Source organism: Promicromonospora sp. MS192 (assembly GCF_049532985.1).
In the GTDB taxonomy this organism is placed as follows: Bacteria; Actinomycetota; Actinomycetes; order Actinomycetales; family Cellulomonadaceae; genus Promicromonospora.
Map to the genome: position 1 here is coordinate 3,668,555 of NZ_CP186693.1, position 13,436 is coordinate 3,681,990.

The window sequence follows — 13,436 nt, forward strand, 5'->3', positions numbered from 1 at the left end:
CGCCTACAGGTCGGGCGACTCCTTGGTCCACCCCGCGCGGAGCCGCACCGTGACGGGCTCCTCGTCCGCCCGCACGTCGGCCACGTCGTCCCAGTCCACGAGGAACGTGCCGCGCATCCGACGGCGGACGAGCTGCGGGACGGGCCAGGGCGAGCGCACCTCCGTGCGCTCGTACCCGAGGAACGACCCCCCGCCGCGCGGGCTCACCAGCAGCCCGAGCAGGCGGGCGGCACCGACCGAGCCCCGGCTCGCGGTGTGCGCGCTCAGCGGGCGCTCCGGGTCCTCCCGGTCCTGCTCGTGCTCCTCCTCGTCGTCGTGCTCGTCGAGGATCTCCAGCGCGAACCGCGCGTCCACGACGACGCCGAGGGCCGTGCCGTCGGCGTCCAGGACCCGCGCGTCGAGCAGGTCGCCCACGTTCATCCGTCCGCCTCCGGGTCGTGGCGTCCGCCAGGGATCCGGCCCACGAGGTGCTCGCGGAGCCAGCGTTCCACCCAGTCGGCGTCGAGCCGGTCGGACGGCACCGTGAGCTCGATGGCCGTGCCGACGTGCCCGACGTCCGACCAGTCGATGCGGGGCAGCCGCGAGTCCGGGACCCGGCCGCCGAAGAGCCGCACGAGCAGCACCGGACCCACGAGGATGGCGCCCACGGAGGCCTCGGCACCGGCCCGGGCCTCCTGCCCGTCGGGCCCCGTCAGCTCCAGGTCGTCGACGGCGCGCACCGGCTCGCCGTCGGCGTCCAGCACCTGCCGGCTGAGCAGGTGCAGCCGGGCGTCGACGATCCGTTCGCGTGTCATGACCCCGCTCCCGTCGCGATCATCAGGGGGATGGCGGCCACGGCCGCCACGACCACGATCACCAGGTACACCGTGCCCAGCGCGTTGACCACGCGCCCGTTGACGTGCCGACCCATGTACTGCGGGTCGTTGGCCACCACCAGGATGGGCACGTACGTGAGCGGCAGCGCGACGGCGGAGAACACGACCGACATCTCGGTCACCGCGACGGGGTCCACGCTGGTCATCAGGATGCCCACGCCCAGCAGGATCGCCACGATCATCGTCACGTGGAACCGGGCCGCGCGGGCCGGCCTGCGGAACTTGCCCCACGACCAGCCCAGGTACTGGGCCAGGGAGTACCCGCTGGACAGCGCCGTCTCCAGCGCGGCCCCGAACGACGCGGCGACGATGCCGACGATGACCACGGCCAGGAGCATCACCCCGCCGGCCTGGGCCACCGGGAGCACGATCTGGGACAGCGACGACACCTCGATCCCCGCCGGGAGCAGCACGACGGCCGCGCACGCGGCGATCGTCACCGACAGGAGCCCGCCGAGCGGGAAGCCGATCAGCACGTTGGCCCGGTTGGTCGCCAGGTCCTTGGCCGTCCAGCGCTCCTCGACGGCACCCGAGGAGAAGAAGAACACCTCGTAGGGCGTCATCGCGGCGCCGAACAGCGCGACGGCGTAGTACCAGTAGGCCGGCGCGGGCTCCGTGGACGGTGGCGACGGCGGCACCGCCTGCCGCATCAGCTCCCCCCAGTCCGGGCCGAGCAGGAACAGCGCGACGGCGAACCCCACCAGCAGGAGCCCCATCAGCCCGGCCACGTTCTCCATCACCTGGAACTTCACGCGCCACAGCACGAGCCAGACCGCGAGGCCCGCCACGGGGATCCACAGCCGCGGCTCGACGCTGCTGGCGAGGTGGAGCGCGAGGGCGATGCCACCGATCTCGGCCGTCAGCGTGAGGAGGTTGATGGCGAAGGACGCGAGGAGGTTGGCGCCGGCCGCCCTCGGCCCGAGCCGCTCCCGGATGATCTCGAACGTCGCGCGGCCGCTCACGGCGGCCACCCGGCCGGCCATGCTGGCGAACAGGCAGATGCCGACCACGCCGAGCGCCACGACCCAGACGAGCGAGAGCCCGAACCGGGACCCGACGACGGCGTTGGTCACCAGGTCACCGATGTCGACGAAGCCACCGATGGCCGTGAGGACGCCGAGCGCGGCGCCGAGCACCTTCTTCACGGCCCACCCGCCTCGGCCAGGGCCTCGTCGACGCCCTCGGTCGCGGTCGCCAGGTCCGCGAGCAGCTCCTCGGCGGTGGCCGGCACGGCCGACGCCCCGTCGAGGCCGCCCCCGGACCGGGCCGCACCCCACTCCCGCGCGTGCACGACGACGTCCGTCACGTCACCCACCGCGGTCAGGCCCGTCGCCCGCTGGTCGCTCGAGGTCGCGTCGGGCGGGACCAGCGTGGTCAGTGCCATCTCCGCGTCGTCCAGCGCCCGGAGCTGGTCGAGCAGGGCGGTGTCGGCCACGGGCCCGGTCAGGCGCCCCTCGGACAGGAGCTCGACGGTGATCCGCGTGGTCTGCGCCGCCGAGCTCGCCTCGGACAGGGCGTCGGCGACGGCGGCGCTCGCCTGCCCGGGCTGCTGCTGACTGGCGACGGTGCACGCGGTGGTCCCGGCGAGCACGGCCACGACGGCGACGCCCCGCGCCACCATCCGCCACCCCGTCACCGTCATGACCTCGATGGTGCTCCGGAGCGGGGTCGCTCGCACGCCGGCGCAGCGACCCTGCGCACCGGGGACCCGGGTCACCGGGGTGCGAGCGCCTCGGTGGCGGGCCCTTCGAGCAGGGCTCCGTCGGCGGCGAACCGGGAGCCGTGCACGGGGCAGTCCCACGACTGCTCCTGGTCGTTCCACCGCACCACCCCGCCCAGGTGCGGGCACACGCGGGACACGCGCCGAGCCCCGGCGCGCTCGCCCGCGGGCCGGGTCACGGCGCACGCCCAGCCCTTGCTCTGCTCGGCGAACGTGGCCGCCGCCGCGGTGGTGGGCCGGGCCGGCCGGGCCCACGGTTCGAGGGCCGGTCCCCAGTCCTCCGGCTCGCCGAGCAGGCGGCCGGCGAGCGCGAGCCCGGCCGCCGCCGCCGTCGTCAGGCCCCACTTGGCGTAGCCGGTGGCCACGAGCACGCGGTCGTCGCCGGGCGTGACCGGTCCGACGAACGGGACACCGGTGTCGGTGCCGTAGTCCTGGGCGGCCCACGCGTGCCGCGCGCCGCCCACCGGCAGGTGCTCCCGCGTCCACGCGTCCAGGGCTGCCAGCCGGGCGGCGGGGTCCGGCTCCCGGCCTACGGTGTAGCCCTCCCCGCCCACCATGAGCAGCCCGCCGGCGGTGCGCAGCGAGCGGACCGGGGAGCCTGCCGTGATGGACATGGTGGCCCCGAACCCCGGCGGCAGGTCCTCGGGCCGCGCCACGTCCCACGTCGTGAGCAGGCTCCGGCCCGCGTGCAGCCGCAGGAACAGGCCGCCCAGCCGGCCGGGCGGCGTCCCCGTGGCCAGCACCACCCGGTCCGCGACGACCGTGCCACGGGTGGTGCGCAGCGCCACGCCGGACGACGTCCTGCGCACCTGCCGTACCCGCACGCCGTCGTGCAGCCGCACCCCGCGGGAGCGCAGGCGGGCGCGCAGTGCCGCGAGCGCCCGCAGGGGGTCCACCTGCCCCTGGTCGGGCAGGCGCACGGCGCCGTGGGTCGGTCCGGGGTAGGGCGGCCGGTCCTCCCAGTGCACGGGCAGCCCGCCGCGCAGACCGGCCGCGAGCACGTCGTCGAGCACGGCCGCCTGTTCGGGCGTGGTGGCGACGGTCAGGTCGTCGCGGTCCTCCACGGGGACGCCGAGGTCGCCGAGGGTGCGGCGCAGCCACGCGAGGCCGGCCTTGCCGGCCGCCAGGTAGTGGTGCAGCGTGTCGTCACCGTGGCGGGCGACCTCCGTGAGCCGGGTCCCCTGGAGCACCGAGAGCTTGCCGGTGGACCGGGCCGTCGTGGTCGTCGTGGGCGCGGTGCCGGCGTCGAGGACGACGACGTCGGCGCCGCCGTCGGCCAGCAGGTGCGCGGTGACGACGCCGGTGAGCCCGGCGCCGACCACGACCACGTCGGCGTGCAGCGGTCCGCGCGGAGGTTCGGCGGGGGCCGTGGTGTCCGCCGGTGCGCCGGTGGTCTCGCGGGTGCTGTCGCTCACGGTGCCTCCTCGTGCCGGGTGTGCGGCCTGTCGACCGTCTCAGGCTGGCACGCAGGCCGGGCACTCGCAGGTCGCCCGGGGAGGGCCGCACTGGCCGGCCGGGCGGGACGGGGCTACGGTGTGGGGTGGAGTCAAGCCACGGCGCCGCACCGCACAGACGGAGGCCCCCGATGGCACAGACGACCTTCACCACACCTCCCGACCAGATCGGTGACCTGGTCAAGCACCTGGCAGTCGGCACGCCCGTGCTGGCGGGGCAGTACCGGGTCGACCTGACGACCGGAACCTGGTGGTGGTCCGACGAGGTCTACCGGATGTACGGGTACCAGCCCGACGACGTCCAGCCGGGCCTGGCGGCGCTGCGCAGCCACCGGCACCCGGACGACCCGGACCGGGTGGTCCACGAGGCGGTCCGCTCCCTCCGTGCCGGCCGTCCCTTCACCTGCGCCCACCGCATCGTCGACGCGCACGGCCGGATCCGGACCCTGCTGGTGACCGGTCAGGCCGTGCGGTCCGAGCGCGGGCCGGACCTGGTGGGCCAGGTGGCCGACGTGACGCCCCTGCAGCGGGAGGCGGTATCACGGGAGGCCCGGCGCTCCGTGGACAGCGCGATGGCCTCGGCGGCCACGATCGAGCAGGCACGCGGCATCCTGATGGCCGTGCACGGCGTGGCCGAGGAGGAGGCGCTGACCATGCTCACGGAGCGGGCGAGCGCCGCCGGGACCGACCTGCGCACGACGGCGGCACACCTGCTCGCCGGCCTGTCCGGCACCGGCCTCGGCGCACCCGCGGCGAAGCACGTCCGCCGGATCCTGGCTGACGTCGCCCCGGAACGGAAGTCGCGGGTGCACGACCCGCTGCTCACCCGCCGGGTGGCGTGAGGCACGTGGCGAGGGCCCGGCCGGCCGTCAGGGTACGGCGCGGCCGGGCTGCTCGGCGCCGTCGAGGAGCGCCTGGGTGGCGCCGTCGAGGTTCTGGAGCAGCTTGTACACACCGCTCAGGAGCACGACGAGCCCGGCGAGGAAGGCCGCGATCCCGACGAGGGTGGCGATCGTCATGAGGCTGGTGGTACCGATCACGAAGAGCGCGGCCCCCAGGATCAGCCCGGCCAGGCCCGCGGTGATCGGGGCGGCGGAGTTGTGGGCACGGGTCAGCCGGGAGCCCGTGCCCGTGGTCTCGTCGGTCATGGGTGCCATGGTCGTGGATCGCGGGCGCCCCTGACCAGCAAACCCGGGGATCCGCACGAGCAGGTCAGCGCCGACCGCGCTCCGGTCTCAGGCGCTCGCCATCGAGTCCTGGCTGAAGGTGTTCCACCAGCGCCCGTCGCGCTCGACCCACAGCGAGCTGATGTACATCGCCTCCTTCTCCGGCCCGGTCGAGGGCTGGTAGTCGGCGCGGTAGCAGAGCAGCACCGAGTCCGGGGCGACGTCGATCAGCCGGGCCTCGCTGAGGGCGTACGACGTGACGGTCGGGCCGTCCGCGAGCTCGCCCACGTGCTCCGCCCGCGTGGCGAACCCCGAGGGGTAGACCCCGACGAAGTCCTCGGCGAGCAGCTCGCGGTCGGCGTCGCCGTCGCCGCGGGCGAGGGCGTCCCAGACCTGGGACTCGAGGTCCAGGAAGAACTGGATGGTGCGGTCTGGCATGTGGTTCGCTCCCGCGTGGTGTGGCCGGACGGACGGTGAACCGTCTCATGGTGCCTGGTCTCGCGGCGCACCGTCCGGCCGGTTCAGGAACTCACCACAGACCGCCCTTGCGCCGCCTGCTGGTGCCCCACACCCCCTTGATGAGGTGGCCCGGGGCCTCAGTAGGATCGCCGGGTGGAGACAACCCGGCTGATCGCACGCGTGGATGCCGAGTTCGCGCGCCTCGATCCGCCGTGGTGGCCGAATCCTCACGAGGACCGCGAGGCGACCGAGGAGGAGTACTCGCGGGTGACCGACCCGGGCAGGTACCGGGTCGTCGCGCTCCGTGCACGGGCATGGTCCCGGGTGCTCGGCACGGTGCCGGACATCGACGTCGAGCCCGTGGCCCCCGAGTCGCTCGGACCCGACCTCGACGGCGGGGTACGCCTGACGTCCCGCCGCCCCGGCACCCTCCCCCTCTTCTTCCTGGAGCGCGGTCCGACACCGGACAGCGACGTCCCGCTGGTCCGCATCGGCATGGCCGATCCGGACACGGAGCTCGAGCTCGTCCCCGACTGCGGCTGCGATGCGTGCGACCACGGCTCGGACGACCTGGTCCGGGGCCTCGACGAGGCCGTCGTCGAGGCGATGAGCGGCATCGTCCTCATGCTTGCTGGCACGTGGCGAGGTGTGTGGACGCCAGACGGCGGAGGTGTGGGTGGCGATCCGGGCCTGCCGGAGCTCGACCAGGTGCTGGCGTGGGGCCGGCGTCTGTCCCGGCAGGAGCACGTCTCGTTCCCGGAGGACGTCCGGGTGCTGGTCAACGACCCGTGGATGTGAGGCCGGCGGCGGGCCGCTCCTCCGTGTCGCGGCGCCACCCGGCCGGCCCTGCCCTACGCTGCCCGGCGTGACGTCCTCCGAGCACCTCGCGACCGCCCGTACCGACTACGACGCCATGGCGGAGGCCTACACCGCGTTCATCGGTGACGCGTTCACCGGCAGCCCGCTGAACCACGCGCTCGTCCAGACCTTCGCGGACCTGGTCCGGCAGGCAGGCGGCGGCGCCGTGGCCGACGTCGGCTGCGGGCCCGGGCACGTGACCGCGTACCTGCGCGACCGGGGCGTGGACGCCTTCGGCATCGACCTCTCGCCCCGGCTCGTCGCGACGGCCCGCGAGACCAACCCGGGTGTCCGGTTCGACGTCGGCGACATGGGGGCGCTCGACGTCGCCACCGGCAGCCTCGCCGGCGTGCTGGCGAACTACTCGATCATCCACACGCCCCCGGACCGGCTGCCCACGGTGCTCGGCGAGCTCGGCCGCGTGCTCGCGCCCGGCGGGCACCTGCTGGTCGCCTTCCAGGCCCTGCCGGACGCCGAGGGGACGGCCGAGGCCTTCGACCACAAGGTCTCCCCCGCCTGGCGGTACGCACCGGGCCACGTCACCGGCCTGCTCGGGCGGGCCGGGGTCCACGAGGTCGCCCGGCTCACGATCGCCGCGAGCGAGGACCCGGCACGCGGCTTCCCGCAGGCGCACGTCCTGCTGCGCAAGACGCCGGCCTGAACCTCAGGACCGGCCGTCGCGGCGTCGGCCCGGTGCAGGACCCTCCTCAACCGGAACGGCGGTGCGGCCGACGGGAGGAACCCGTCGACCGCACCGCCTGCGGTGCCGTGCGCCGTCAGGCGCCGGAACCCTCGGTGAACAGCCGGGGCAGGAAGTCGATGAGCGACTTCTGCCAGACGTCCCAGCTGTGCGGCCCCGGGACGATGGGCGCGAACTCGTGGTTCACCCCACGGCTCTCCATGGCCGCGATGAGCTGCAACGTCGCACCGTAGGTGAAGTCCTGCACGTCACCGGAGTAGACGCGCAGCAGCTTCGTGCCCTCGTTGATGGCCTCGACGTCGGCGTTGGCCGGCGGTGCACCGAACGCCGACATGGCGCCGATGTAGCCGAACTCGCCCGGGTGCGCCCAGAGCGTGCTGAGCGTGTGGCCCGACCCCATGGACAGGCCCGCCAGCGCGCGCTGGTCGCTCTCGGAGCTGATGTTGAACTGCTCCTCGGCGGCCGGCACGATCCGCGTCGTGATCTCCGTGGGGAAGTCCACGCCGTTGCCGTTGGCCATGACCACCACCATCGGCACGATGTTGCCGCGCAGGTAGTGGTTGTCGAGGATGCGCTGGACATACCCCACCTCGACCCAGTCGGTCCACGTCTGCCCGCCACCGTGCTGCAGGTAGAAGACCGGGTACTCCTCGGCACGGTCCGGGTCGTAGTCCGGGGGCGTCCACACGTACGCCGAGCGCTGTGTGCCGCCGCCCGCGGTGCTCTGGTAGCTCATGACGCTGACCTCGCCGCGCGCGTCGGCGGGCACCTGGGCCGTGTACTGGCCGCGGAGCGTGTCGCCCTCGACGGTGAAGGTGCTCCACGTCGGCTCCGAGAACACCGTCGTGGGGTTGTTCGCGTCCTTGCGGTCGACGCCGTCGACCACGAACTTGTAGTAGTACGACCCGCCCTCGACGGCCAGCGAGAGCCGCCACGACCCGTCGGCCTGCTTGACCATGTGGGTGCGCGGCCAGCTTCCGGCCGGGCCGAAGTTGCCCCAGACGGTCACGTTGTTCGCGTCGGCGTACTCGGGGCCGAGCTCGAAGGTGACCACGCCGTTCTCGTCGATCCACGGCGTCGGGGTCGTCCCCGCCGGCGGGAGCCGGTGCTCGACGAACGGCAGGTGCCCCTCGCTCGGGCCCTCGTCGTCGACGTCCTGGAAGACGCGCCCCGCGAAGTCGTGCAGGTTCTTCTGCCACGTGTCCCACGTGCCGCCCGTCTCCGGGTCCGACCCGTCGGACTGGAACTCGACGCCCGCCGTCGTCAGCCGTTCGGCCAGCGCGACCGTGTCGTCGTACGCGGCGTCGGTCACGTTGCCCGCGTACAGCCGGACGATGTCCGTCGCGTCGTTGATCTGCTTGGCCTTGCCCCGGGAGATCGGCTTGTCGTAACCGCCCGAGAACGAGCCGACGCCGGCGAACTCGCGCGGCTTGGCGACCACGGCGTCCACGGCCAGCTCCGCACCACGGCCGATGCCGGCGATCGCGCGGCCGGAGCCCTTGTCGGAGACGTTGAACGCACGCTCGACGGCGGGCAGCAGCTCCTTCGTCACACCGGCCGGGCCCGGCACGCTCGCGTCACCCATGACGACGACCATCGGCTCGGCGTCGCCGTCGAGCGTGAGGTTGTCCATGATCTGGCCGAGCCGGCCCAGCTCCACCCACTCGCGGTAGCTCTGCCCCTCGCCCTGCAGCAGGTACAGCACCGGGTACTGCTCGGCGCGGTCCGCGTCGTAGCCGGACGGCGTCCAGACGAGCGCTTCCTTGTCGCGCTTCGGTCCCTTGCCGTACTCGAGGGTCGTGAGCCGGCCGCCGTCGGCCACGTCGTCGAGCCACTCCGCGCCCGGTCCGGGGACGAACAGGGTGCTGTAGGTGGGCTTCGACGTCACCTCCTGCGGCGCGCCCGGGTTACGGAACGCGACCGCGTCCTGGTCCGCGGCGGGGCGCGCGGCGTACTGGTAGTAGTAGAGGCCGGGTTCGAGGGGGCCGAGGGTCGCGGTCAGGTTCGCCCCGCTGGCCCCCATGTTGAGGTCGGTCCATGCCTTGCCGGGGCCGAAGTTCCCCTGCACGGCGACGGGACCGTCGGCGATCCCGGTCGCCTCGGTCACGGCCGCGCGGGGCACCGTGAAGCGGTAGACGTCCGAGATCGGGTTGTTCGGCACCTCACCCACCCAGGGGTCGGGGCTCACCGCTTGCGCGGCAGCGGACGGCGCGACGAGCAGGCCGCTCGCCACCACGGCGCTCGCGGTGGCCGCCGCGAGCGCCTGTCGGCCCCGCCGGACGCGACGAGGGGGTCTTGCCTGAGATTCAATCGTCATTGACCTGCCTCTCGTTTGGAAAACGTTATCGACGTCGCGAGGGACGGCCCAGGCCGAGCTCGCGCACGGCCGGCACCCGGGCGGGCACCGGTGTCACGGTGGTTGGGTCAGGGGCGGGGTCCGCCCCGGGGTCGGGTCCGCCGCGGGAGCCCCAGCACGTCGGTTCGCCCGGTGGTGCGGGACGTCGGCGACGAACCGCCCGCTGGTGGCGTCCGGGTCGCGGTCGACGACAGGGCCGGTGCACGACGTGGCATCGCTGTTCCTCCTTGAACGGCGGACGAGCACGCCTGCACGGCGGCTCGCCAGCCCAGGTTAGCGATCGATTCCGACGTTGTAAACGGATCTCGCCAGGATCACCCGGAAGGTGGCCCAGAACCGCGCTGAGCAGCGGGAACACAGGTGTGTGCTGGCACGCAGTGTCATTCCGACGTTGTAAGCACCACGCCCTGCGGTCAACGGGGCGCCGTGCTGATCCCGTCGACGGCGAAGCACGCGCGAGGCATCGTGCGGCAGCGGTCTGCCAGGACCTCCCGGTCCCCGGCCTTCCCACGGCTCATTCGACCGCGTCGGCGAAGCGCGCCCGCGCGGCGACGGACAGCCGCTGCAGCTTCCGGTAGCTCTCGCTGCCCGGCACGGCGGTGTAGACGAACAGGTAGTGAGCCTGATCGGGGTCGACCAGGGACTGGCAGTGCAGCTCCAGGGCGCCGACCTCGGGATGCACGAGGTGCTTGACGTCGTGGGCGTGGACGCCGATCTCCTGGTCGTCCCACACCGCGCGGAGCTCCTCGCTCCGCTCCAGGAGCCGGCCGGCGAGCTGCGCGGCCCGGGATCCGGGGCCACGGAGCGTCGCGAGCCGGCGCAGGTCGGCGGCGATCATGCGGCTGAGGAGGGAGTGCTCCTCGGGGGCGTAGAGCCCTCGTGCGGCGGGGTCGGTGAACCAGCGGTAGCCGAGGCTCCGGGCCGGGCCGCTGTGGGCGGTCAGGTCACCGGTGAGGGCCACGCCCAGCGGCGTCTGCCGGAGCGTCTCGCCCAGCTCCGTGACGATCTCCGCGAACGTGTCGGTCAAGCGGTCGAAGACGCGCAGCAGGCCGGGACTGATGTGCTCGCCGGCCGGGCCGCGCGGCGGTGGGTTGTGCCCGGCCAGGCGGAACAGGTGGTCACGCTCGTCGAGGGAGAGGTGGAGCCCTTGCGCGATCGACGCCAGCATCTGCTCGGACGGACGGGGCCCACGCTCCCGTTCGAGCTGCATGTAGTAGTCGGTCGACATGTGGCACAGGAGGGCGACCTCCTCCCGGCGGAGCCCTGCGGCCCGTCGCCGCCGCCCCCGGGGCAGGCCGACGTCCTCCGGCTGGAGCGACTCCCGCCGACGGCGCAGGAAGTCGGCCAGCCCGGCCCGATCGACTGTCATCTCTCGTTTCTAGCAGTCGCGCACAGGGCTTTACCACGGATCGTCGATACCCCCGTAGCGGCGACCTGGACCGGAGCCCGGGACCCGGGCCTGGCACCCCAGCCTGGGATCGCCGACCCCCTGGTTGCCGTCCGCAGGCGTGGTCAGCCTGGACCCGAGCACGTGACCAGCGACCGACCAAGGAGCCACGATGGCCTTCACACCAGTGGGACGCGAGATCGACCGCATCGACGGCAGGCGCAAGGTCACCGGTGCCGCCGAGTACTCCGGTGACCACCCGGCCCCCGATCTCGCGCACGCCTACCTGATCACCAGCACCGTCGGGCGCGGCCGCATCCGCGCCATGGACACCGCCGCCGCGCTGGCCGCCCCGGGTGTCCTGGACGTGTACAGCCCGTTCCATCCTCTGCGGCAGTACGTGCTGCCCGGTCTGGGCGAGAGCTACGCGCCCCTCCAGGACGTGGACGTACGGTTCCACGGGCAGATCATCGCCATGGTCGTCGCCGAGAGCTTCGAGCAGGCCCGCGACGCCGCGGCGATGGTCACCACGACCTACGACGCCGAGCCGCCCCGCACCTCGCTCGACGACGAGCCCGGCACGCTGCCCGACGCGCCGGCCGGCGGGCGCCCGCCCCGGTCCACCACCCTCGCCGACGGCGTCGCCTCGATCGATGCGGCACTGGCCGCGAGCGACGTCGTCGTGCAGGCGGACTTCCACCAGGACTCGCAGCACCACGTCGCGATGGAACCCCACACCACTCTCGCCCGGTGGCAGGACGGCATCCTCACCGTGCACAGCGGCACGCAGGTGCCCCTCTTCGCCGTCATGCTGATCGCCGCCCGGCTCGGCATCGCGACCGACCGCGTGCGGGTCATGAGCAGGTACGTGGGAGGCGGTTTCGGCAGCAGGGTCCTGTCCTGGTACGACACCTCCCTCGCCGCGTCCGCGGCCGAGGTGCTGGACCGCCCTGTCCGGCTCGTCCTGACCCGGGAGCAGGTCTTCCAGGTCATCGGCCGGCGGGGCCGGATCAACCAGACGGTCAGGCTGGGCGCCCGGCGGGACGGTGTGCTGACCGCGGTCAGCCACGTGACCGACGCCGAGATGCCCGCCGTCGGCGGATGGCAGATGACCGCGGCGGAGTCCTCCACGGCGCTCGCCTACCGGACACCGAACCTGCATGTCGAGGACCGGCAGGTGACCCTCGACATGTCGCCGACCTGGGCGATGCGGGCACCCGACGAGGCCCCGGGGTCGTTCGCGCTGGAGACCGCGATGGACGAGCTCGCCGTGGCCACCGGCGTCGACCCGGTCGAGCTGCGGCTGCGCAACTACACCACCGTCGTGCCCGGCACCGACCGCCCCTGGACGAGCAAGCACCTCGACGAGTGCTACCGCGTGGGCGCCCGCCGCTTCGGCTGGTCGGCGCGGTCCGCCACGCCCCGCTCCCGCGTCGACGGGGACTGGCTGGTCGGCATGGGGATGGCGTCGGCCGTCTACCCGACGGACCGGCAGCCGGCCACCGTCCGGGTCCGCCTGCGGGCCGACAACACCGCCGTGGTGTCCACGGCGACGGTCGACCCGGGCACCGGCGCGGCCACCATGGTCTCGACCGTCGGCGCCCACGCCCTGGGGATCCCGATGCGCCGGATCGAGCTGGAGTACGGGGACTCGACGCTGCCGCAGGGCGGTTCGTCGGTGGGGTCCGGAGCCACCGCGAGCACCGCTCCGGCGGTCCAGGCCGCCGCCCGGGCCGCCGTCGACGAGCTGAAGCGGATCGCCGTGACCAGCCCGGGCTCGCCGTGGCACGGTGCCGACCCCGCCGCGCTGACCTACGAGCACGGTCGCCTGCGCTCGGCGGACCGGGCGATGACCTTCGGCCAGCTGCTCACCGCCGCCGGTGTCCCGGCGGCCGGGGGCGAGGGGACCCAGCAGCCGGGCGACGAGGCCACCCGGTACGCGGTCCACAGCTTCGGTGCGCACTTCTGCGAGGTGCGGGTCCACCGCTTCACCGGCGAACCGCGCGTCAGCCGGTTCACCACCGTGGTCGACGCCGGCCGCGTCGTGAACGCGAAGGCCGCCCGGAGCCAGCTCGTCGGTGGCGTCATCATGGGCATCGGGCACGCCCTGCTGGAGCACGACCCGGTCGAGCCGGCCACCGGCCGGCTGGCCGCCGGCAACCTCGCCGACTACATGGTCCCCGTCAACGCCGACATCCCCGACATCGACGTGCACTGGCTGGACCGGCCCGACCCCGTGCTCAGCGAGCTCGGCGTCAAGGGGCTCGGCGAGATCGGGACCGTCGCATCGGCCGCCGCGGTCGGCAACGCCGTCTTCAACGCCACCGGCAGACGGGTGCGCGACCTCCCCATCACCCTCGACAAGCTGCTGCGGGAGGACTAGGTCCGGCCTCGTCAGCCTGTGATCGCCAGGCCCTGGATGGGCCTCCGGCGTCCGGCAAGGATCGCGGCAGGGCGACGA

13 protein-coding genes are annotated in these 13,436 nt (G+C 73.7%); 4 read left to right on the plus strand and 9 right to left on the minus strand.

Features of this window, described 5'->3' with window-relative positions; all coding sequences use genetic code 11:
* Positions 1-3 precede the first annotated feature (3 nt).
* The 5 genes from ACO229_RS16490 to ACO229_RS16510 form a co-directional block, all read right to left on the minus strand.
* Positions 4-420: a PRC-barrel domain containing protein gene (locus ACO229_RS16490; RefSeq protein ID WP_423462160.1), complete on the minus strand. Its 417-nt coding sequence runs from the start codon at positions 418-420 to the stop codon at positions 4-6.
* Positions 417-794 (minus strand): hypothetical protein, encoded by a 378-nt coding sequence (locus ACO229_RS16495; protein WP_397417930.1) that lies wholly within the window; start codon positions 792-794, stop codon positions 417-419. Before ACO229_RS16495 ends, ACO229_RS16490 begins: the two co-directional genes overlap by 4 nt.
* A complete protein-coding gene (locus ACO229_RS16500) occupies positions 791-2,020 on the minus strand; it encodes an NRAMP family divalent metal transporter (RefSeq protein WP_397417928.1) in 1,230 nt (409 codons plus the stop codon). The genes ACO229_RS16495 and ACO229_RS16500 overlap by 4 nt, the downstream gene beginning before the upstream one ends.
* Positions 2,017-2,517 carry a hypothetical protein gene (locus ACO229_RS16505; protein ID WP_423462161.1) on the minus strand — a complete coding sequence of 167 codons (501 nt, stop codon included), beginning with the start codon at positions 2,515-2,517 and terminating at the stop codon, positions 2,017-2,019. Before ACO229_RS16505 ends, ACO229_RS16500 begins: the two co-directional genes overlap by 4 nt.
* Positions 2,518-2,588: 71 nt before the next feature.
* Positions 2,589-4,010, minus strand: coding sequence for an FAD-dependent oxidoreductase (locus ACO229_RS16510; RefSeq protein ID WP_423462162.1), 1,422 nt, complete (start codon positions 4,008-4,010; stop codon positions 2,589-2,591).
* A gap of 170 nt (positions 4,011-4,180) precedes the next feature.
* On the opposite strand from ACO229_RS16510, the gene ACO229_RS16515 reads away from it, so the two are divergent.
* Entirely contained in the window at positions 4,181-4,891 is a 711-nt protein-coding gene (locus ACO229_RS16515; protein WP_397417922.1) for a PAS and ANTAR domain-containing protein, read from the plus strand.
* A 27-nt stretch (positions 4,892-4,918) separates the two neighbouring features.
* On the opposite strand, the gene ACO229_RS16520 is transcribed toward ACO229_RS16515, so the two are convergent.
* Together ACO229_RS16520 and ACO229_RS16525 are read right to left on the minus strand one after the other, a co-directional pair.
* Complete coding sequence (locus ACO229_RS16520) at positions 4,919-5,197, minus strand: hypothetical protein (protein ID WP_423462163.1); 279 nt, start codon at positions 5,195-5,197, stop codon at positions 4,919-4,921.
* 87 nt (positions 5,198-5,284) lie between these two features.
* The gene (locus tag ACO229_RS16525; protein ID WP_397417917.1) at positions 5,285-5,653 is read right to left on the minus strand and encodes a DUF4440 domain-containing protein; all 369 of its coding nucleotides are present in this window, start codon (positions 5,651-5,653) and stop codon (positions 5,285-5,287) included.
* A 174-nt stretch (positions 5,654-5,827) separates the two neighbouring features.
* On the opposite strand from ACO229_RS16525, the gene ACO229_RS16530 reads away from it, so the two are divergent.
* On the plus strand, positions 5,828-6,472 hold the full coding sequence (locus ACO229_RS16530; RefSeq protein ID WP_423462164.1) for a DUF6226 family protein: 645 nt from the start codon (positions 5,828-5,830) through the stop codon (positions 6,470-6,472).
* A 67-nt stretch (positions 6,473-6,539) separates the two neighbouring features.
* On the plus strand, positions 6,540-7,193 hold the full coding sequence (locus tag ACO229_RS16535; protein WP_397417913.1) for a class I SAM-dependent DNA methyltransferase: 654 nt from the start codon (positions 6,540-6,542) through the stop codon (positions 7,191-7,193).
* A 115-nt stretch (positions 7,194-7,308) separates the two neighbouring features.
* On the opposite strand, the gene ACO229_RS16540 is transcribed toward ACO229_RS16535, so the two are convergent.
* Both ACO229_RS16540 and ACO229_RS16545 read right to left on the minus strand, forming a co-directional pair.
* A complete protein-coding gene (locus ACO229_RS16540; RefSeq protein ID WP_423462165.1) occupies positions 7,309-9,549 on the minus strand; it encodes an alpha/beta hydrolase-fold protein in 2,241 nt (746 codons plus the stop codon).
* A gap of 553 nt (positions 9,550-10,102) precedes the next feature.
* On the minus strand, positions 10,103-10,957 hold the full coding sequence (locus tag ACO229_RS16545) for a helix-turn-helix transcriptional regulator (protein ID WP_423462166.1): 855 nt from the start codon (positions 10,955-10,957) through the stop codon (positions 10,103-10,105).
* Between the two features lie 190 nt (positions 10,958-11,147).
* On the opposite strand from ACO229_RS16545, the gene ACO229_RS16550 reads away from it, so the two are divergent.
* Complete coding sequence (locus ACO229_RS16550) at positions 11,148-13,358, plus strand: xanthine dehydrogenase family protein molybdopterin-binding subunit (protein ID WP_423462167.1); 2,211 nt, start codon at positions 11,148-11,150, stop codon at positions 13,356-13,358.
* Positions 13,359-13,436: the final 78 nt, after the last annotated feature.